The 20701-nt window shown below is 50.2% G+C and carries 21 protein-coding genes; 6 read left to right on the top strand and 15 right to left on the bottom strand.

Features of this window, described 5'->3' with window-relative positions; all coding sequences use genetic code 11:
• Positions 1-247 precede the first annotated feature (247 nt).
• The 4 genes from ACQY8X_RS01400 to ylqF all read right to left on the bottom strand — a co-directional run bounded on the left by ACQY8X_RS01400 (position 248) and on the right by ylqF (position 3080).
• Entirely contained in the window at positions 248-1426 is a 1179-nt protein-coding gene (locus tag ACQY8X_RS01400; protein ID WP_428033348.1) for an NAD(P)/FAD-dependent oxidoreductase, read from the bottom strand.
• A gap of 81 nt (positions 1427-1507) precedes the next feature.
• Entirely contained in the window at positions 1508-1750 is a 243-nt protein-coding gene (locus ACQY8X_RS01395; protein WP_428033347.1) for a CDGSH iron-sulfur domain-containing protein, read from the bottom strand.
• Positions 1751-1840: 90 nt separating this feature from the next.
• Positions 1841-2122 carry a hypothetical protein gene (locus ACQY8X_RS01390; RefSeq protein ID WP_428033346.1) on the bottom strand — a complete coding sequence of 94 codons (282 nt, stop codon included), beginning with the start codon at positions 2120-2122 and terminating at the stop codon, positions 1841-1843.
• 1 nt (position 2123) lies between these two features.
• Positions 2124-3080, bottom strand: a complete 957-nt coding sequence (gene ylqF, locus ACQY8X_RS01385) for a ribosome biogenesis GTPase YlqF (protein ID WP_428033345.1) — start codon at positions 3078-3080, stop codon at positions 2124-2126.
• A 175-nt stretch (positions 3081-3255) separates the two neighbouring features.
• On the opposite strand from ylqF, the gene ACQY8X_RS01380 reads away from it, so the two are divergent.
• A complete protein-coding gene (locus ACQY8X_RS01380; protein ID WP_428033344.1) occupies positions 3256-4479 on the top strand; it encodes an EAL and HDOD domain-containing protein in 1224 nt (407 codons plus the stop codon).
• A gap of 69 nt (positions 4480-4548) precedes the next feature.
• Here the strand turns inward: ACQY8X_RS01380 and maiA are convergent, their stop codons facing one another.
• The 6 genes from maiA to ACQY8X_RS01350 form a co-directional block, all read right to left on the bottom strand.
• A complete protein-coding gene (gene maiA, locus ACQY8X_RS01375; RefSeq protein WP_428033343.1) occupies positions 4549-5181 on the bottom strand; it encodes a maleylacetoacetate isomerase in 633 nt (210 codons plus the stop codon).
• A gap of 99 nt (positions 5182-5280) precedes the next feature.
• Complete coding sequence (locus tag ACQY8X_RS01370; protein WP_428033342.1) at positions 5281-6207, bottom strand: LysR family transcriptional regulator; 927 nt, start codon at positions 6205-6207, stop codon at positions 5281-5283.
• A gap of 145 nt (positions 6208-6352) precedes the next feature.
• Positions 6353-6835 carry a universal stress protein gene (locus ACQY8X_RS01365; RefSeq protein ID WP_428033341.1) on the bottom strand — a complete coding sequence of 161 codons (483 nt, stop codon included), beginning with the start codon at positions 6833-6835 and terminating at the stop codon, positions 6353-6355.
• Between the two features lie 57 nt (positions 6836-6892).
• Entirely contained in the window at positions 6893-8221 is a 1329-nt protein-coding gene (locus tag ACQY8X_RS01360) for a TRAP transporter large permease (protein WP_428033340.1), read from the bottom strand.
• 51 nt (positions 8222-8272) lie between these two features.
• The gene (locus ACQY8X_RS01355; RefSeq protein ID WP_428033339.1) at positions 8273-8788 is read right to left on the bottom strand and encodes a TRAP transporter small permease; all 516 of its coding nucleotides are present in this window, start codon (positions 8786-8788) and stop codon (positions 8273-8275) included.
• 10 nt (positions 8789-8798) lie between these two features.
• On the bottom strand, positions 8799-9821 hold the full coding sequence (locus tag ACQY8X_RS01350; protein WP_428033338.1) for a TRAP transporter substrate-binding protein: 1023 nt from the start codon (positions 9819-9821) through the stop codon (positions 8799-8801).
• Positions 9822-10349: 528 nt separating this feature from the next.
• Here ACQY8X_RS01350 and paaX point away from each other — a divergent pair.
• Entirely contained in the window at positions 10350-11270 is a 921-nt protein-coding gene (paaX, locus tag ACQY8X_RS01345) for a phenylacetic acid degradation operon negative regulatory protein PaaX (protein ID WP_428033337.1), read from the top strand.
• Positions 11271-11383: 113 nt separating this feature from the next.
• Entirely contained in the window at positions 11384-11965 is a 582-nt protein-coding gene (locus ACQY8X_RS01340; RefSeq protein ID WP_428033336.1) for a DUF2889 domain-containing protein, read from the top strand.
• Here the strand turns inward: ACQY8X_RS01340 and ACQY8X_RS01335 are convergent.
• A complete protein-coding gene (locus tag ACQY8X_RS01335; protein ID WP_428033335.1) occupies positions 11958-12842 on the bottom strand; it encodes a LysR family transcriptional regulator in 885 nt (294 codons plus the stop codon). The genes ACQY8X_RS01340 and ACQY8X_RS01335 overlap by 8 nt on opposite strands.
• A gap of 117 nt (positions 12843-12959) precedes the next feature.
• Here ACQY8X_RS01335 and ACQY8X_RS01330 point away from each other — a divergent pair, with 117 nt between their 5' ends.
• Genes ACQY8X_RS01330 through ACQY8X_RS01320 form a run of 3 tightly spaced genes read left to right on the top strand, consistent with a single transcriptional unit; the run spans position 12960 to position 16089 of the window.
• A complete protein-coding gene (locus tag ACQY8X_RS01330; RefSeq protein WP_428033334.1) occupies positions 12960-14666 on the top strand; it encodes a sigma 54-interacting transcriptional regulator in 1707 nt (568 codons plus the stop codon).
• Positions 14667-15086 (top strand): GlcG/HbpS family heme-binding protein, encoded by a 420-nt coding sequence (locus tag ACQY8X_RS01325; RefSeq protein ID WP_428033333.1) that lies wholly within the window; start codon positions 14667-14669, stop codon positions 15084-15086.
• Complete coding sequence (locus ACQY8X_RS01320; protein ID WP_428033332.1) at positions 15076-16089, top strand: LLM class flavin-dependent oxidoreductase; 1014 nt, start codon at positions 15076-15078, stop codon at positions 16087-16089. Before ACQY8X_RS01325 ends, ACQY8X_RS01320 begins: the two co-directional genes overlap by 11 nt.
• 17 nt (positions 16090-16106) lie before the next feature.
• Here the strand turns inward: ACQY8X_RS01320 and ACQY8X_RS01315 are convergent, their stop codons facing one another.
• The 4 genes from ACQY8X_RS01315 to rluC form a co-directional block, all read right to left on the bottom strand.
• A complete protein-coding gene (locus ACQY8X_RS01315) occupies positions 16107-16997 on the bottom strand; it encodes an RluA family pseudouridine synthase (RefSeq protein WP_428033331.1) in 891 nt (296 codons plus the stop codon).
• A gap of 170 nt (positions 16998-17167) precedes the next feature.
• Positions 17168-18142: an HTH-type transcriptional regulator CysB gene (cysB, locus tag ACQY8X_RS01310; protein WP_428033330.1), complete on the bottom strand. Its 975-nt coding sequence runs from the start codon at positions 18140-18142 to the stop codon at positions 17168-17170.
• A gap of 147 nt (positions 18143-18289) precedes the next feature.
• A complete protein-coding gene (locus ACQY8X_RS01305) occupies positions 18290-19396 on the bottom strand; it encodes a hypothetical protein (RefSeq protein WP_428033329.1) in 1107 nt (368 codons plus the stop codon).
• A gap of 10 nt (positions 19397-19406) precedes the next feature.
• A complete protein-coding gene (gene rluC / locus ACQY8X_RS01300) occupies positions 19407-20387 on the bottom strand; it encodes a 23S rRNA pseudouridine(955/2504/2580) synthase RluC (protein ID WP_428033328.1) in 981 nt (326 codons plus the stop codon).
• Between the last annotated feature and the right edge of the window lie 314 nt (positions 20388-20701).

Raw genomic sequence — 20701 nt, 5'->3', positions numbered from 1 at the left:
CTTAAGCCAAGGAAACTAATTGACACAATTTCCAAACCAACATGCCTACCTGAGTATTATTTTCTTTCAGGGCGGCCATCGCGAATTCCTGATGGCAAGAATACTTTTGAGCGCTATACCTCTTGCGCTATTGAAACAGATTCCTGAATCAATAACTGAACCATAGAGCACATTAAAAGTTAGATAAAGTACGTCTTTGCCTAACTTTTTATTACCTTTGTCTTCATTTTAATTACGTCTACACAAACTAAACCACCTGCCCCGCAGCCACTCCGGACGCCCAGGCCCACTGGAAGTTGTGGCCGCCCAGATGGCCGGTTACATCGAGGCACTCGCCAATAAAATACAGACCAGAAACAGATTTAGCTTCCATGGTTTTCTGATTGATTTCATTAGTATTTATACCACCAAGCGTCACTTCAGCTGTACGATAACCTTCAGTACCCGACGGTTTGATTTTCCAGCAACAGAATGCAGCCGCAACCGCTTCAAGCTGCTTATTGGAGAGGTTTCCTATTACGCCAGAGAGTTCAAATTTTGCACAGAGTATCTGTGCCATCCGCTTACTCATCTGCTGCGCCATGATGGTGGTCAGTTCTGCTTTTGGGCGTTGTTCCCGCTGCTCTTTCAACCATGCGAACAGATCGAAATCGGGAAACAGGTCGATCTCAACCTCCATGCCCGGCTGCCAGTAGTTGGAGATCTGCAGCACCGCAGGGCCACTCAGCCCCCGGTGAGTAAACAGCATCATCTCAACAAAACTGGTTTTACCGATACTCGCCCGCACCCGGTGCGAAACACCGGACAGCTCGCTCAGCTGCTCTTTATCTTTAGGTTGCAGGGTAAAAGGCACCAGAGAAGCGCTACGCGGTAACAGATCCAGCGAAAACTGCTCGGCGATGTCGTAGGCAAAACTGGTGGCTCCGCCGTTTGGAATAGACAACCCACCGGTAGCAATCACAACCGATTTTGCCGCTATATTGCCAGCAGTGGTTTGCAGCTGAAAACCGCACTCGGTCTGTTTCAACTTATGTACCTGAGTTTCGGTTCTGATCTCAACCCCTGCCCAGTCACACTCGGTGAGTAAAACCTGAAGAATCTCTTTACTGGATTCGTTACAGAACAACTGTCCCAGCGTTTTTTCGTGATACTCCACTCCATGGCGGTCAACCAGATCGATAAAATCCTGAGCGCTGTAGCGGCTTAACGCCGATTTACAAAAATGCGGATTTTCTGAAATGAAGTTCGCAGGTGAGTTATGGAGATTAGTGAAGTTACAGCGGCCACCGCCAGACATCAGAATCTTCCGGCCAATCTTAGCCGTATGCTCAAGCACCAGTACGGATCGACCCCGATAGCCTGCCGTAGCAGCACACATCAGACCGGAAGCACCAGCCCCGATAATAACCACATCAACCTGTTGCAAGGTAACTATTTCCCGCTAAAAAATGAAACGCATTGTACCCAGTCAGATCGGTTCTAGCGAGTTCTATTGGCTTTGCGGTTCTTATTGACTATGACTACCGTCACACAACGGTGGTGTTCCGGTCTGTTTGCACTGGCAGAGAAAAACCGTTTCCGTTTTGCGGGCCACAAAGACTACCGGGTCGAGCCCTGTGCCCTGATGAGAGCCATCACAAAAGGGTTGCTTACTGGAACGCCCACAGGCACACCAGCCATAGGTTTCACCCTCAGTAAGATCAACTTTGGCTGGCAGATCGCCAGCACGTTGAACATCAGCATGAGACATACTCTGATCTCCGTTTACTGCCTGCGAATCATTCCGCAGGTAACAGTAAACGTAGAGTACGGTTTATCAGAGATCAAACTCCAGGAGAGATTATTCCTCGTCAGAGGCGTTCTGACGGGCTTCTTCTGCCTTTTTCAGACGACGGATTTTTTCCGCTAATGGCGTGTTGCGCTGCGGCTGACCCGACTCTTTAGCCTGTTCAGCTTCGCGGGCTTTCTCATACACAGACTTGCTCTTACTCTTTTTCTTCTGTTCCAGATTACGGCGCTTACGGCTTTCATAGCTGTCAGGGTCTGCCAGTTTTTCACTGCGACGCGGCACATCGAGAAAGATAGGTTTTGGTGAGGTGCGTTTTTTCTTAATTCGTGTCATATCAATTACCTTTATTTCGGTGAGCCGAGCGATCACTCTGTGACTCTGCCTCTACCCGTTCCTGTTCTAGTCGTTCCTGCTCAAGCAGCTCCGCTTCAACGCGTTGCCGTTCCCACTTTTCCAGCCATTCATCGACCGTTTCGTAGGTTATCTGGCCGAGCTGACCACCGCGCAACTCGTTCAGCAATATTTCCGATGCTTTATGCATATCGACCTTGCCACCAGGCCTCAACCCGCCCCGCTTGCGACCAATCTCTTCCAGCACCTGATCGCCACGCTCGGGCATCTGCTTCAACTTATAGCGGGTCATCAGGAGTTCTGGATATGCTTTACGCAGAAATTCAGCGGCATAGAGCGCAACATCCTCAAACTCGATAGCCGTATTCTTAATTGCGCCACTGGCAGCCAGCCGGTAGCCGGAGTCCACATCTTCAATCTTTGGCCATAACATTCCCGGGGTATCGGATAACGCCATACCGTTGCGCAGGGTAAAACGTGTTTGCCCTTTGGTGACAGCCGGTTCATTACCCACCTTGGCAATTTTTTTACCCAGCAACGCATTGATCATGGTGGATTTTCCCACGTTGGGAATGCCCATAATCATCGCCCTTACCTGGCGGCCATTATTACTACGGGAAGGCACCAGCTTATTGCACAGATCCGGGATGGTGCTGATCAGTTTTTTCTGCGAATAATCGATCATAATCGCCTGAGTATCAGGCAGGCCATTATAGTAATCAGCCCATTCCTGGGTTCGCTGTGGATCAGCCAGATCACTTTTATTCAGCAGTTTGATCACCGGTGTCCCTTTACGCAACTGAGATACCATCGGATTTTCACTGGACACGGGCAGGCGAGCATCAAGCACCTCAATGACCACGTCGATCTCGTCCATCACCTTGGCGATCTCTTTGCGGGCTTTATGCATATGGCCTGGGAACCAGTTAATTGTACTCATAATCACAGTCTGCTAAATCAGGGAGCAACATTATACCTGTCGCATAGAAAACAGCGACTTCTTTCGCCGTTTATCCGATAATCTGATTACCTGTAATGGTGATATACCCTGCTGACAACAAAAGCTGTTACTTATATGCTTAAACTAAAAAGCAGTTTTGAATGGAAAAACCTATATGGAAACCTCATCAGATTCACAAGTTCTGATGGCCCGACAGCCGATCTTTGATCGCAGCCAGCGGGTTGTTGCCTATGAACTGCTATACCGGGATGGACAGGACGCTGAAAACAGCTTATTTCGTAACTCAGGCAGCAGTAGCGAAGTTATTCTGAACTCTTACACCAGCATCTCCGACCAGGGGGAGCTAAAACGGGTGCCTGCGTTTATTAATCTCAATCGTGACCTGTTAATATCAAACGATTTTCCGGAACTTCCACGTAAAAATATCGTTCTTGAAATTCACCAAAACGTTAAAGTAGACCGGGACGTGATTGTCGCTGTTTACCGCCTGGTAAAAGCAGGTTATCGGATAGCGTTGGATCACTTTACCTATAAACCGGCCTATGAGCCGCTGCTAAAGATGGCCCAGATCGTCAAAGTTGATGTACAAAATATGAGCTTTGAGGAGGTTGCTGAGCAGGTTCGACTGCTGACCCCTTTCAAAGTCACGCTGCTGGCAGAGAAAATTCAGACAGTAGAGATGCTGGAAGAGTGTAATAAGCTGGGTTTCAAGCTGTTCCAGGGCAATTTTCTCAGCAAACCTAAAATGGTTAAGGGGAAAAAAGTTGATCCTAACCAGGCCGCACTGTTTGAACTGGTGCAGGAACTGCAAAATCCCAATACGACGCCCGAACGACTCGAAAATCTGATTATACGTGACCCGGTTCTCACCTATAAACTACTGCGCATTGTTAACTCTGCGGCTTACTCTCTGGTTCGTAAGGTTGAATCGCTGACGGAAGCGATTGTGATGCTGGGCATGGCGCAGATCAGAAAGTGGGCTACCCTGATCGCTCTGAACAACCAGAGTGGCAAACCGGAAGAGATCTGCCGCAGTCTGCTCGTAAGGGGGCGCATGTGTGAAGAGATCGCGCTGGCCTCTAAACGCACTAACCATGGCAGTTATTTTATGACCGGCATGATGTCCAATCTGCACCTGCTGCTGGATATTGATCGCGAATCTATGCTCAGAGAGGTTCCGCTGAGTGATGAGATCAAAGATGCGATTCTCTTCCACCAGGGTGAGATGGGTGAAACACTTATGTACGTTGGTAACTACGAAGCTGGCGACTGGGACCTGCTGCCCACCAATTTTGATTCTACACTCTATGAAACCAGTTATCGCAAGGCGCTCGACTGGAGCAAAGAAGCGATGCAGGCGCTTAACGACCTCGACTAACCGTTGCCTAAGTGCGGATCAGCACTCACCACACTACAGGCCGCTGTTGCGGCCTGTTTGTTAACCACTTCACGCACCAGGTTGCAGATCAGGATGGGCATCAGCGAACGCTTTAAGTTTTAAGCAGTTTTCATTTACCCGCACAATATTAGGGTAGCAATCGAGGATGCAGCCAAAGCGATTGGCATTAAAGACCTGAGGAACCAGATAGAGATCAGCCAGGGTGACGTCGTCAGCAAAACTATAATCGCCTGCCGTGTCAGACAGTATCTGTTCCAGCGCATCAAACCCCTGGTAGATCCAATGCTGATACCACTGGGTTTTCTGTGCTTCGCTGACACCTAATTCAGACACAAGATATTTCAGCATCCGCAGATTATTGAGCGGGTGGATATCACAGGCTACCAACTGTGCCATACTCCGCACCTTAGCTCTGTCAGCCGCATTTTCAGGTAACAGCGGCTGAGCACCTGGGCAGCTCTCCTCCAGATATTCACAGATCGCCAGTGACTGGGTTAACAGCAGCTCACCGTCCTGGAGCGCGGGCACCAGCCCCTGAGGATTTCGCTGCAGATACTCTGCTGAACGCTGTTCTCCCGCCAGCAGGCTTATCGGCACCTGCTGATAATCAACCCCTTTTAAATTGAGCGCGATACGCACACGGTAGGCAGCTGAAGAGCGGCAGTAATCATATAAAATCATATATTCCCATTAGCCTTTCTTTTTATAACAAAGAGTTAAAACAATTAACGAATGTAAACTATAGAATAAAGCTCTGCTATAACACCCCATATCCGGGTGTTATAGGGGCCTCTCATACTTTAATTTTTGCTGCAGATTCCGATCCAGCCAGCTCTTGAAAAAGTCGATAAACAGGCTTACTTTTGGTGGGCTGTATTGGCGCTCAGGATAGACCGCATAAAGACTGAGCCGCTCTGCCTCATAGCCGGGCAGCAACAACTCCAGCCTGCCCTCTTCAACATATTGCTCAATCACAAAAGAGGCAAGGTTGGCCACGCCGCGATGGGCCAGCGCAGCCTGCAACACCAGCAGACTATTATTAGCTTTCAGATCTCCGCTCACCTGAATTGTCTGACTCCCCGCAGGATCTGTCAGTGTCCAGGCATTGGTATTACTGGCAAGCATAAAAACAAGGCAGTTGTGTTGCCTGAGGGCCTCCGGTGTTTGCGGTCGCCCATGTTGTTCAAGATAAGCAGGAGTCGCACAGAGAAACAGCGGGATCGAGGCGATCTCACGGGCGATCAGACTGGAGTCTGGCAGTTGCGGATGGGTGATCCTTAAGGCCAGATCAAAGCCATCTTTGAGTAGTTCAACATCACTGTCATCGAGAGCAACTTCCAGCTGAATATCAGGATAAACGGCCATAAACTCAGGTATAGCTTTGGAAAGCAACAGCTGCCCGAAAGTCATATTGCAGTTTATTTTCAGCACACCACGGGGCTTTCCCTGAAGTTGTGATACCAGGTTTTCAGCTTCGTCGACTTCCGCCAGAATCACCTGACACTTTTCATGATAAGCGGCTCCCACCTCTGTAACGCTAAGGCGCCGGGTCGTTCGTTGCAGCAACCGTGCCCCCACATGCTGTTCCAGATGGGCAATCTGCTTGCTCACTGAAGAGCTGGAGATCCCCAGCTCAGTTGCCGCCAGAGAAAAACTTTTAAGATCGACTACCCGCACAAAGACTTCCATCGCCGACAAAACATCCATTCACAGCCTCTCCTGCATACTGATATGAGGTTAACCTAGCAGGGCATCCCCGGAGACACAATATTAATTCCATAGTGAGAATAATCATCAGGGCATAAAGAGAAAAAGCGACCCAATGGTCGCTTTTCAAAGACAAAACAGATGATCAGAGGGGAACAATCAGCACAGGGCGTTTCGAATTATGCATCACCTTATTGGCCGTAGACCCCAACAGAAACTGGCCCATCGCTGAATGTGTGCGGGTTCCCATCACAATCACATCAGCATCAATCTCATCAGCAACCTTCAGTATGGTTTTCCAAGGGACCCCCTCTTCTACCCGGGAATTGATCGCACCCTCAGCCAGTATCTCATTCTGTTCAAGCTCTGACTCGCAAAAACGCTCAATGCGCTCCTGAATTTTAACCTTCAGGTTTGCCAGACTCTGATCATGCAGCTCATTTAACGTTTCATCATTTATCATCGTTTGCACGATGCTTTGAGCCGAAGCGCTGAGAGGCTCGATGACATGCAAATAGGTAATCTGAGAATGATAGTGACCACAAAGACTGACCGCCGCACGAAACGCAGGGCGTGATCCGTTATCAATATCAGACGCATAGAGAATTTTTTTCACATCAGGCAGCATATTGCAATCCTCAGATAGAAAAGGCCCCTCGGGGTCCTAATAGTGTTAACTGGGTTATTAACGATACAATAATTCTGGCAAAAAAAGCGAGATCGACGAGAACAGTGTAATCAGCGCAAGACGCACAATATCAGCACACCAGAACGGAGTAACTCCTTTGAAAATCGTACTGGCTTTAACATCCCGCAGCACTGCACTCAGTACAAAAACGTTCATCCCTACCGGTGGAGTGATCAGACTGATCTCTGTTACCACAACCACGACAATACCAAACCACACGAGATCAAAGCCCAGGCTCTGAACCAACGGGAAAAAGATCGGCACCGTCAGCAGAAGCATCGACAAACTTTCAAATACCATCCCCAGTATGATGTAGATTGCCAGAATAACCAGAATAACGACCATCGGGGCAACATCAAGACTGTTTACCAGATCCAGCAGATCAGCAGGCAAACCCGCACGATTAATAAAGTTAGAAAAGATCAGCGCACCGATTAGCACACCAAACAGCATTGCAGAGGTGCGTGCGGTATCGGTGAGAATATCAAACAGAGAGCCCATAGTCAGAGAGCGGCGATAGAGGGCTATAACAAACGCACCACCAGCGCCAATGCCTGCGGCTTCCGTTGGCGTGAATATACCCATGTATATACCGCCCATAACGATAGAGAACAGAGCAAGCACGCCCCAGACACCATTCAATGCCTGAACACGCTCGGGCCAGCTCATCTTATCGCCACAGGGACCAGCCTCCGGGGTACGCCAAACAACAAAGCGCACCGCACAGAGATACAGCAGAATACCCAGAAAACCCGGAATAAAGCCTGCGGCAAACAGTTCACGGATACTGGTCTCAGTTAACAAACCGTAGATAACCAGAATTACTGACGGCGGAATCAGTATACCCAGCGTTCCTCCCGCTGCGATTGACGCTGTTGCCAGTGAGTCCGCATAACCATACTTACGCATAGGCGGCATAGCGACCTTTGCCATAGTGGCAGAGGTTGCCAGACTGGAACCACAGATAGCCGAAAAACCACCACAGGCAACCACGGTAGCCATCGACAACCCACCTTTACGATGCCCAAGAAAAGCATAGGAGGCGCGATACAGCTCATGGGAAAGACCCGATTTGGTTACCAGATTGCCCATCAGAATAAACAACGGAATCACCGACAGGCTATACTCCTGAGCGGTGTTGATAACCCGCTTAGACGCCATCGACAGAGAGGAATTCCAATTGAAGTCCATTAAATTGTCGAACCCCAGCCCCTGCATATATGCAAAACCGAAAAAGCCCACCAGCCCCATCGCAAAAGCGATAGGCACGCGAACCACGACAATAAACAGCAATAATATTGCAAAACCAGTTAATGCAGTAATCATTCTTATAATACCTGTAACGTTGTCAGTGCATCTCTACCGGACTAACCGGCATCAATCCCGGGCAAGGAATAGGAGCCGGTAAACACCGTAGCTAATCATCAGTGCGGCGGTTAGCCAGCTCATGACAGCGATGTATTCAACAATATACCCCACCGGCATCTGCAGAAACTCAGTTACCTCATCGCGGCTTATTGAGCGCACGGCAAGCTCATAAATACGAACAGCAAGAAAGTATAACGATGTCGAGATCAGAAAAGCGGACAGCAGGCCGAGCACTTTAATCAGCGTACTGCCCAGTACGCGATCCAGAATATCGACCACCACATGACCGCCGCGCCAGGTAATAATTGGCATCTCTGCAAACACCAGAATAGCGAGACTCATCTCGGTCAACTCTGTCGCGCCATCTACCGCATTGCCGAGAAAATAACGGCCAAATACATCAGCGCAAGTCAGCATCATCATAAAGAAAAGCGTGAGAGCAGCGATCAACTCAAGGAAAAAGGCCAGCCAAACGACCGGCCCCTTCTCCTCATAGTGCGCTGTAATCCAGGCACTCAAGGACATAGCAAACTCCTTACTTATAGCTGCGGGCGATTTGCCGCAGCTCAGCCAGAGCTGCTTTTGCATCCACACCACGATCAGCTACAGATTCGTAAAATGCCTCATCCATACCCACGGTCAGCGCCTTAAACTCTTCTGCCATAGGCTCTCCAGGCTTGACCATAACAACATTCACACCATTTTCCTCTGCTGCTTTGAGTCCTTCAACATCGGCAGCATCCCAGGCGCGACCTGCCATTGCAGAGAGTTTTTCACCGGAAACACTGAGAATGGCTTCACGATCTTTCGCATCAAGCCCCTCAAGGAAGTCAGGATTCATGAAAATGCCGAAACTACCCAGGTACATACCCCCCGGCAGTGCAACCACGTTGCGGGCAACTTCATGCAGACGCAGAGATTTCTGCTCGCCCATAGGAATAAAGACGCCATCGATAACGCCCTGTTGCATCATCTCATACACTTTTGGCGCTGGCGCACCCACTGCAGTTACGCCCATACGTGCGCCGATCTCGCCCTGAACACCCCCGCCTAAACGGATCTTTTTACCACTCAGTTCAGACAACGATGAGATTGGATTAGCAAGATGGATCTGACCCGGACCATGAGTAAACAGACCGATGACCTCCAGGCCATCATGCTCGTTGGCCTTAGCGAAGTACTTCTGATGTACACGCCAATGGGCCACAGATGCTGCCTCAGCACTGGCACCCAGCAATGGCTGTTCAACTGCCTGGGTTAGTTTAAAGCGACCTGGCACATAGCCGTGATAGCTCCAGGAAGCATCAACAACACCGTCTTCTACCAGCTCAAACATGGTTTTTGGATGGCCCAGTCCATACTCGATCTCAACCTTAACCCGACCTTCAGTGGCATCTTCAACCCACTTAGCCCAGGTTGGCCAGACAACAGCATTCTGCGGATGGGTCGGTGGCAGCCAGCTCGCTACACGCAGTGTGGTTTCAGCCATTGCACTTACGGAAAAGGATACGCCTAAAGCAACTGCAGTAGCTGTCTTGAGGAAAGTCATTTTTGTCATTCGGTCTATCTCCTGGCTATCTCTTCGACGTTTATAACGTCACTTATTTTTATGAGAGATTATTGGGGCTTTGCCCCTATTTATTATTAAATTTACCCGAGCATCTCTGCTATAAGGTCATTCGAATCATAACCAACAACGTGATACATTTCCATCATTACAATAAAACAAATATGTATCAGTAATGTTGCATACTGTTTTTCTTAATCGCTCGCTGACAGTTCTGCCAACGCTATTTAGTTAACATGTTAACTTAATAAATTTTGTTCGTAAACAGCTAGTCAGAGTATTCCTCTTTCTGAGTAAGGTTTTTAACATCCGCTGATCGCACCTTTCATCAGCATAGCACCCAATAGTTAACACTGACGTATCAACTTACCAACCGACCCTGTTGGATATAATTACCGCCTCTCATGTTGATGGCGCTATTTTTTGCACATAAACTCTGTGAAATACTGGTAATATCCACTGATAATATGTCTTATTTGATTTGGATACCCCTTCCCGTTCTGATTGTATGAGTACCGAATGAGCAAACTTCGTTGTATTGAAGAGCTGGTTGATGAGTTCAAGAACCAGCGCCCTATCCGGGGTGGTTCTTTAATTATCACCATCTATGGCGATGCGATATCGCCCCGAGGAGGAACAGTCTGGCTGGGAAGTTTGATCAAACTGCTGGAGCCACTGGGACTTAATCAGCGGTTGGTGAGAACATCAATTTTCCGACTGACAAAAGATGGCTGGCTGGCATCAAGTCAGGTTGGACGTAAGAGTTTTTACAGTCTTACTGACACCGGACGCCGGAGATTTGAAGTCGCGTTCAGACGGATCTATGCCGAGCTTTACCCCGAATGGGACGGCAAATGGGATATGATTATCACCACTCAGCTTGATAACGAGCTGCGCAAGGTGGTCAAAAAAGAGCTCGAATGGCTTGGATTTGGCAATATTGCGCCCAGCTTCATGGCCCATCCAATGGCTGATATAACCGATGTTAATACCACCCTGCAGGAGCTATGTGTTCTTAATGATGTCATTCATATGCGCTCAGAGCTGGTCGGCAATCAAACCTCTTCACCTCTGAAAGAACTGGTACATGAGTGCTGGAACCTTGATCAGCTGGCGGAAGGCTATCAGGCGTTTCTGGAACGCTTCAGGCCGATTCTCAGAGCCTTAGAAGCGCAGCCCGAGCTGGACCCCGAGCAATGCTTTCAGCTTCGTATCCTGATGATCCATCACTACCGCAGAATTCTGCTAAGAGACCCTCAGCTGCCGGAAAAACTACTGCCCGCAGACTGGAGCGGAACATCCGCCCGAGTGCTGTGCCGCAATATCTACCGGTTGATCTATAAGGGAGCTGAAGCGCACCTGTCCTCTACTCAGGAGACCGCCGACGGCCCACTGCCTGAACCCGCTCCCCGCTTTTACAAACGCTTTGGTGGCTTGTAAGCAACTGCAACAAAACATTGCAAGCCACAACAGTTTATGGAATTAATAGTTTACCAGGCGAGCCTGAAAACCGGCCGCCGACGACACTATTACTATCAGAAAGAACAGATTCTATGCCGCTACCTCAAGCCGTTAAACGCACCAAGATTCACACCCGCACCGTCACCTGTCAGGGATTTGAGAGGGCTGACGGGCTTTGGGATATCGAAGGCCATCTGACCGATATCAAAACCATACCGATTACACTCCGTGACCGCAGCCTGAGTCCGGTGGCAGCCGGTGAGCCGATCCACGATATGTCGATCCGGATCACCATCGACCTGGATTTCAATATCCTCGATGCTGTGGCCAGCATGGAACACACCCCATTCACAATCTGCCCCTCAATTACCGATGCTTACAAACAGCTGATCGGTCTGAGAATAGCCCCCGGATTCACCAAACAGTGCAAAGAACTGTTTGGCGGCACCCATGGTTGCACCCATCTGCTGGAGCTGCTTGGCCCGGTGGCAACCACCGCATTTCAGGCAACCCATCAGGCCCGGGAGGCCAGAAGTCACGAGTCCAGTGAGGAGCACCGCCCCCACACCCTTAACACTTGCCATACCTTTGACAGCTCGGGTGAGGTGGTAAAAAAATATTGGCCGCAGTACTACGAAGCCGACAAACTGATCGCCAGCAAACAGATCAGCTAAAGCGTTTTTCGTTTGCGTGGAACATCACGAACTCGATAAACAGCCGCACCTTACCGGGAATATATTTGCGTTCAGGGTATAACATATGAACCTCCCGCGGGTGTGGCTGCCAGCCCGGCATCAGCCGGGTCAAGCGGCCTGCTGCCAATGATTTAGTCACAACATAATCAGGCAGATTCGCAATACCCAGCCCATGCTCGGCCGCCCGCGCCGCAATATTCAGCTCATCCACCTTCATCCGCGCATGACCATCGATCCTGACCGTTTCCTCCCCTTTACTGAACTGCCAGACCGGATTCCTGCGGGTTAAAATCAGAGTGTGGTGATACAGATCCTGAGGATGTTTTGGTGCTCCCCGCCGCCGCAGATAGTCCTCGCTGGCGCAGACACTGAAGCTTGATTGCAACAGCGGTCTTGATATCCAGTTCTGTAGTCGCACCTCACCGATGCGAAACGCCACATCAATCCCCTCCTCCACCAGGTCGATATTGCGGTTAACCACGATCAGTTCCAGATTGATACGTGGAAAGCGCTCCATAAACTTAAAAAACCACTCTGCCAGCAGATCGTTGGTAAGGCTGACCGGTGCAGTCACCCGCAACAGCCCTGAAGGCTCCATCAGTTCATCATCAAGCTCTTTAGTGGCAGACTCCAGCTCAGTAAAAAGCGGCTGGCAGCGGTTATAAAATTTAACTCCCGCCTCTGTCAGCACCATTTTGCGAGCACTACGATGCATCAGCTTGTAGCCAAGATCACTCTCCAGCTGCTGAACCTTACGGCTGACGGTTGATGTTGGCACCGATAAGGATTCTGAGGCAGACAGAAAACTGCCCCGCTCAACCACCTTCAGAAAGATAAACAGATCCTGATAGTTCATTTGATCACCATAAACCCATATTTGGGATCATATATTACATATCAGCATCATCTTTTTATATAGGCAATCATATATGATGATTTGATCATAATCATAACAATCCAGAGTGCTTATTTAATGAATATCGCAACCAAACATCTGAATATAAAGCATCCTGATATCAAACAGCTGTCAAAGCAGGTCAGATTCCAGAACCATGACGGTACCGTCTGGTTTGGCGAACAGCGCATGCTGTTAATGCAGATGGCGTCACTGACGACCTTTCGCAAAGAGCAGATACTCACCGTTGGCCTGGAGCGAGCCAAAGGTTTTTTCATGCGCCTGGGCTACAGCCTGGGACAGAAAGACGCCGAACTGGTTAAGCGGCTGGCCGGTGACCTTGAGCCTCTGGAGCTGTTCCGTACCGGTTTTCAACTGGACTCCCTGAAAGGCTCGGTAAAGGTTGAGGAGCTCAAGCTGGAGATCGATCCTGACAACCAGCATTTCTACGCCTTGCTGAATATGCATGACTCTTACGAGGCAGAGATGTTTATCTCTGAACTGGGCCTGACAGACGGCCCTGCCTGCTGGGCACTGGTAGGCCATACCAGCAGCTTCGCTTCAGAACTACTGGGGCAGGAGATCATCTTTAAAGAGACCCACTGTCGCGGCTGCGGCGACCATCAGTGTCTCTTCGAAGGCCGGCCGGCCACTGAATGGGACGACTATCAAACCTACCGCGACTACTTTAAAACCGCTCCAATCATTGAGGAGCTTTACGACCTTCAGAGCCAGGTCACCGAACTGCGCCACAAGGTGGAAGACTCAACTTACATCGACAACCTGATTGGCAAATCAGAAGGGTTTAAGCAGGTTTGCAAACTGGTGAAAAAAGCGGCAACCGGTAAGGTATCAGTGCTGCTGCAGGGTGAAACCGGTGTCGGTAAAGAGCTGGTAGCAAAAGGTATCCATGAAAGCTCTGGTCGCGCAGCCCAACCCTTTATCGCCGTCAATTGCGCTGCTATCCCCCCCGACCTGATTGAAGCGGAACTGTTTGGGGTTGAGAAAGGCGCATTTACCGGTGCCAACAATACCCGCGAGGGACGCTTCGAACGCGCCCATCTGGGAAGCATCTTTCTTGATGAGGTTGTCGAACTCAGCCCCCGTGCGCAGGCGGCTTTGTTACGGGTGTTACAAGAGGGCGAGCTGGAGCGGGTGGGCGACTTCCGTACCCGCAAAGTCGATGTCCGGGTTATCGCTGCAACCAATGAATCGCTGATCAAAGCGGTTGAAGCTGGCCGTTTCAGAGCAGACCTTTACTACCGTCTGAATGTCTACCCGATCGATATCCCCCCATTGCGTCAGCGCCGCGAGGATATCTCCATGCTGACAGCGCACTTTCTGCAGAAATATGAAGCAACTTACAACAAAAAAACCCTTGGACTCTCAGACCTGGCAACCAAGGCGCTGCTTAACTATGACTGGCCCGGCAATATCCGTGAACTGGAAAACATAATCGAGCGGGGAGTAATTCTGGCGGAAGATAACGAAACCATTGATGCCGAATATCTGTTTCCCAATATCCATCAGGACAGCAGCAGCCAGGTGCTGTCCAGGTCTGGCACGCTGATTGAAAGCCCCACCCTGTCGCCAGAGAACGAAGAGCTTAACTGGACCAGGCAGGCACTTGAGCAACAGGGCTCGATGGAAAAAATCGAGGAAGCGCTGGTGCGATATGCGCTGTTACAAGCGGACAACAATGTTGCTGAAGCCGCCCGTATGCTGGGCATCACCCGCCCGACACTGGCGTATCGACTTAAAAAACTGAATATAGAGGTTGAATAGATGTTATCTGAACAAAGCCAGCAACTGCTGACTCTGGCGATCACCACCGCTCGCAACACCGATGTCAATGTGAATATCGCGATCTGCGATTCTGGCGGCAACCTCTGCGCCTTTCAGCGCATGGATGGCTCACCTCTGGGATCAGTAGAGATTGCCCAGAAGAAAGCCCGCAGCGCAGTACTTTTCGGCGCCCCCACCGAGGCTCTCGGCCAGCTGGTACGGCAACAACAACTGGACAGTTTTGAGCAAACCAATGGCGGCCTGATTCTGTTTGCCGGTGGTGAACCGGTCTTTCATCAGGGCAAGCTGATCGGCGGAATCGGTATCTCCGGTGGCAGTGCAGCTGAGGATAAGATGATTGCCCTGGCAGCCATCAATCAGGCAGGGTTAAGCCCGGCAGGAGCGACAGATGAAGCTTAAGCTTAGCGTCGTTGACCAGTCACCAGCTCATAACGGCCAGCCTCAAAGCCAGGGACTGCACTACTCCACCCGCCTGGCGCAGCTGTGCGAAGAGTTGGGTTATCACCGTTTCTGGATTGCTGAACACCATGACACGGCCAGCTATTCCAGCTCCTGCCCGGAGATTCTGATTGCCCATATCGCCCAGAATACGCAAAAGATTCGCGTCGGCAGCGGCGGCGTCATGCTATCTCACTATAGCCCCTTGAAAGTTGCCGAAGTGTTTCGCACCCTGGAAGCGCTTAATCCGGGAAGAATCGACCTGGGCGTTGGCCGCGCGCCCGGCGGCACTGACCTGACCAGCAGAGCGCTGGCTTTTCCGAACAAGCCCAACACGGCAGAGCTATACCCTCACCTGCTGAGTGACCTAAGTGGCTTCTTACATGACAATCTACCCGAAGAGCATCCATTTTTCGGCATTAATGCCACGCCGATCAATGCCACCGCCCCACAACTATGGACACTGGGGTCCAGCAGCGGCAGTGTTGATCTGGCTGCTGAGCTCGGTCTGGGCTTCGTTCTGGCACTATTTATAGGCACTCATGAGCGGCCAGCGGAGATCTTTGAGCGCTATAAAGCCAGATTCCGGCCTAATGGCCGGGGGCTGGAGCAGCCACAGACCATTCTCTCAATCGCCTGCCTCTGCGCCGACAGCAAGGAGGAAGCCGCCTATCTGGCCGCACCCAATATGTACTGGAAGGTGATGGCATTCCGTCATGGTATTCGCGAGCACCTCCGTAGTCCTGAAGAGGCGCTCAGTCTTTATAACAAACTGCCGCTATCGGATCAGGCTTATTATCAGGAAACCCTTGATTCGGTGGTCAGCGGATCACCTGCTGAGTGTCGTGAAGAGCTACAGTTACTGGCGCAACACTATCATGCAGAGGAGCTGATGCTAGTAAACGTTACCCACGGTTTCGAAGATCGCTGCAACAGTTATCGCAAACTGATGGCCGCATTCTAATAGCGAAAACAGCCGTTTCAGTTATGAACCGGCTGTACAGCAGCGGGCAGCAGGCGCAGCTCTTCAGGCAGGCTGATGGTGACCATCGCGCCATCAATAGCCAGTGTTAACTCAACTGCCTGTAGCAGATGATAGCCGCTACCCAGCTGCGCAAAGTCATTTTCATCCAGGCCTTGCTCAATTCTCTTGAGATAAAAACGCCCATGGTGAGCATATATTTTATCCCCGACTAACGGGTGACCCAGATAGCTCAGCTGGGCGCGAATCTGATGCTTGCGCCCGGTATACAAGCGGCACTCAATCAGGGACCGGTCTGCATCACTGCGTATCAGACGAAACTGCGTCTTACTGGAACGAGGTTTGCTGTAATCTCCGCCATCTTGGTCGACAACATACACCTGACTACGGATCGCACTGCCCGACTGCCCGGATAACTGACACTCCATCAGTTTTTCCTGCCAGTCAGGTCGCCCCTCAACCCAGGCGTGATAGACCTTGGCACGAATAAGCTCGCTAAGTCGGGGTTTCCAGTATCGATCAGCAGCCACATCCTTAGCCAGCACCACCAGACCGGAGGTCTCAGTATCCAGACGGTGTAATAAACGGGCATCATAGTAGGGTGTCTGCCGACGTACCAGAGAGATCAGCGTGTTATAGAGATTACGGGTGGTACGACTCACGGGCAAAAGCGGCGGCTTATACACCACAAGCAGCTCATGATTCTGCCACAGTAAACGCCACCCCGTATCTACCCTGTCCTCTGTGTGGCCGGGCAAACTCAAACTAACCTGTTCAACACCGCTGAGCATATAATCGGCGGACACCGCCGTGCGGTTGATACAGATATAACCACCGGCAAATAGTTCCGGCAATCTCAAGCCATCTGCAGCGGTCAGTCGTGAGCGCAAAAACTCGCTCAATAGCAGTGGAAATCGATCAGTGACCCCAGCAATCGCAGCCTCAGAAAGATTAAAAGTAAGTGTGAAGCATCTGGCCAACGGATCGGTTCCCGGGATTAAAATAGAAAAAGCCTCATGAGAGGCTTTCTGGCAGAATAGTGTAGAAGATAAACCGCTAATCAGAGATCCGGTAGTTGCTGATGGGCAAATATCTCTTCGATCTCGGCACGACTGCTACAGGACTGTACCTGTTTAACCACATCCGCTGTCAGATGTGGCGCAAACTGCTGAATGAAATCATACATATAGCCCCGCAGGAAGGTGCCTTTACGGAAACCGATCTTGGTGGTGCTGTAATCAAACAGATGGCTGGCATCCAGACGCACCAGATCACTATCCTGTTTTTCATCAAATGCCATACTGGCAATAATACCCACCCCCAGTCCAAGACGGACATAGGTTTTAATAACATCTGAATCCACCGCAGTGAACACCACTTTCGGCTCTAACCCTTCCCGGCTGAAAGCATCATCCAGTTTTGAACGGCCGGTAAAGCCAAACACGTAAGTGACGATGGGAAACTGAGCAACATCCTGTAAGGTCAGTTTTGTTACCTGCGCAAGGGGGTGGTCCTTCGGCACAACCACGGAACGGTTCCAACGGTAACAGGGCATCATAATCAGATCATTAAAATGTGACATTGCTTCAGTGGCGATGGCAAAGTCCACCACCCCGTTAGCCGCCATTTCAGCAATCTGCATCGGCGTACCCTGATGCATATGCAGGGAAACATCCGGATAGTTCTTCATAAAATTATTAATCGTCTGAGGCAGTGCGTAGCGGGCCTGAGTATGGGTTGTTGCCAGATCAAGACTCCCCATTTTTTCGTCACTAAACTCCTGAGCAACCTGCTTGATGCTTTCCACTTTCCGCAGAATATCACCGGCCACCTCAAGAATCGCTTCACCGGCAGGGGTTACCCGGGTGAGGTGTTTGCCGCTACGGGCAAACACTTCAACCCCCAGCTCATCTTCCAACAGCCGAATCTGCTTACTGATACCCGGCTGGGACGTATAGAGGCTCTGCGCAGTCGCCGAGACATTGAGATCATGCCGGGCCACTTCCCAGATGTAACGCAACTGTTGCAGCTTCATTTATACCTCCAACAACGATAAAACTGTATTTTAATAACTATTGATTATAATACACTGTTACCGTTTTCGGAAAACCTATCTTCTGCCTTTAATCCTTTAACCAGGCTAAGCAGGAGGTAAAGTGATTAACACCATAACGCCACACTTTCAGCTTAGCCGGTTGCGCAGCTTACGAATCTCTTCCTCACACGAGGTGATTTTCTTTTCCAGCGTGGCCAGCCGTGCAGTGGCACGCATTACCTCCTCCGTTTTGTCTTTCACCTGCCCCCGAAGCATGTTCTCACGCCGCGCCGCATCGTTGACCGCCAGCAGGTTTTTCTGATTTACCCGCTTCAGCTCCTCCTTCACTTCATTGACTTTATCGTCAAGACGCTTACTGCGGTTCTGTTCCGAGAGCAGCAGACTGCTTAACTGGCTGCGTTCCCGGCCATTCTGGCTATCTTCGGTCTTATAGCGTTTAAGTTCGGCCTCCAGGGTTTTAATCTGGGTCGCAGAAGTTTCCAGCTTGACATCCTTCTTCGCCACCAGCGCCTGAAGATTATGAATGTCTTTAGTCAGAGCGGACTCTTTCCGACCACACTCATCGCGAAATTTTTCCAGGGCATTGCGATAATAGCGAGTATCAGCCTCTACCTTAGCGACCTGCTCAAGGCTGTGGCGCTGCTCATCGACAATGCGCTGATCAAAGGTTCGCTTAGAATCGTCCATTTTTTTCTGCAACAGGTTCAACTCCTGTTCCACATTCAGACGGCGTTGCTCCTCTGCTTTTTGTTCAGAGGTTGCGGTTCCCAGATTAATTTTCAGCACAGAGATCTCGGCTTCCAGCACCTGAATCTGATGTCTCTCCTGCACCAGTTGCTGCTGCAGGTCGCGAACATTCTGATCCATCTCTGCCTGCTGACTCTGGGCTTTAAACAGTTCAGTTTCAGAGTGGCGCCGGGCGTCCTCACTGGCGAGTTGCTGATACTGCTTATCCGTCGCCAGGGAAGACTGCGCTTCCTGCACAGCAAGCTGCCACATTGACTCGAAACTATGAACTAAGGACTCGGGCAGCTCAGGCATTTTAGGCGAGGAATCACCATACATGCGCATGCGATCAGGCAACACGGACCACCACTGCTCCAGCAGTGCCTCCAGCTGTTCCGCCCCTACCCCGAGCACCTTTGCCAGATCATCCGTATTGGGTGGACGACCACTTTTCAGCATCGCATCAGCTGCTTTATTAAACTCTTCAGTACTAATCTGTTGACTCATTAATAACGCCTTACCGGGCAGATGGTTGCCCGTCAATTTTCTGCAAATTTTTTAATCCATTTTCTAACTCATCCCCCAAGGGCGCGTAGAAAATTTTTCTGCCACCGGATGGCAGAGGTACTCGTAGCTCAGCAGCATGAAGAAACAACCGGCGGATTCCATACCCTTTCATCTCCCGGTTTACCGGGTCAGTACCATATTTATCATCACCAATTATGGGGTGCCCGGCAAACTGACAATGCACCCGAATCTGGTGAGTCCGACCGGTGATTGGTCGCGCCTCAACCAGTGTCGCCACACCATCAAAACGCTGTAAAACTTTATATTCGGTGAGCGAAGGTTTTCCCAACGGATGGGCTTTTACGATCCGTTCACCGGATTTTAGTTCATTTTTCTGCAGCGGCGCATCGACCTTTGTTTTGCGGGCAGACCACTTTCCCTCTACCAGTGCATGATAGATTTTAGTGATCTGCTTCGCTTGTAAGGCGGCGTGCAGAAAACGCAGGGCGCTGCGTTTCTTCGCCACCATAATGCAGCCTGACGTATCCCGGTCTAGCCGGTGAACCAGCTCCAGAAACCGGGCTTCCGGACGGATCTGGCGGATCGACTCGATGAGCCCAAGACTGATACCACTGCCACCATGAACCGCCAGCCCTGAGGGCTTGTTCAGGACGATAAGATCATCATCCTCAAACAAAATTGAGTTCTCAACCAGATGTTTGAGATTATCACTGACCGCGGCCTGAGGTTTCTCTTCACTCAGCCTGATGGGCGGCACTCTGACCAGGTCCCCATCCTGTAAACGATAATCTGGTTTAATGCGCTTTTTATTAACCCTGACCTCACCTTTACGTAAAATCCGGTAGATCAGGGTTTTAGGGGCACCTTTAAGACGGGTGCGCAGGAAATTATCGATCCGCTGCCCGGCTAACTCTGAATCAATTTCAAACCATTGGACTGCAGGGGCTGATACTGCTGTTTCTTCTGACATATTAATGGGATATCGGACCTTTCGATTGATGCTATCTGTTTAAGCTGCTATATTCTAGCGCTGCTGCGAGCAGTTGGCTTTAGCTAATTTGAAATTCCCGATTATTTTGCAATTTAGTTCGTAGAATCAGGCAAATAATCGGTTTGAATCCCTCGTACAGCATCAATTTTAAGAGAATTACTACGTATTTCATCCAGCTGGCAATGCCCTGAATTACAAAGCCAGTTGGAGGTGAAGATGTCAGTTGCCCGGAACCTGCCAATATAAACCGGCAGACACAACCTGATCAGACTCGAAATAAGAAGTCGATATGA

The sequence above is a fragment of the Amphritea sp. genome, from assembly GCF_050300915.1.
Classification (GTDB): Bacteria; Pseudomonadota; Gammaproteobacteria; order Pseudomonadales; family Balneatricaceae; genus Amphritea.
This window is presented reverse-complemented; position numbering and strand designations above follow the sequence as displayed.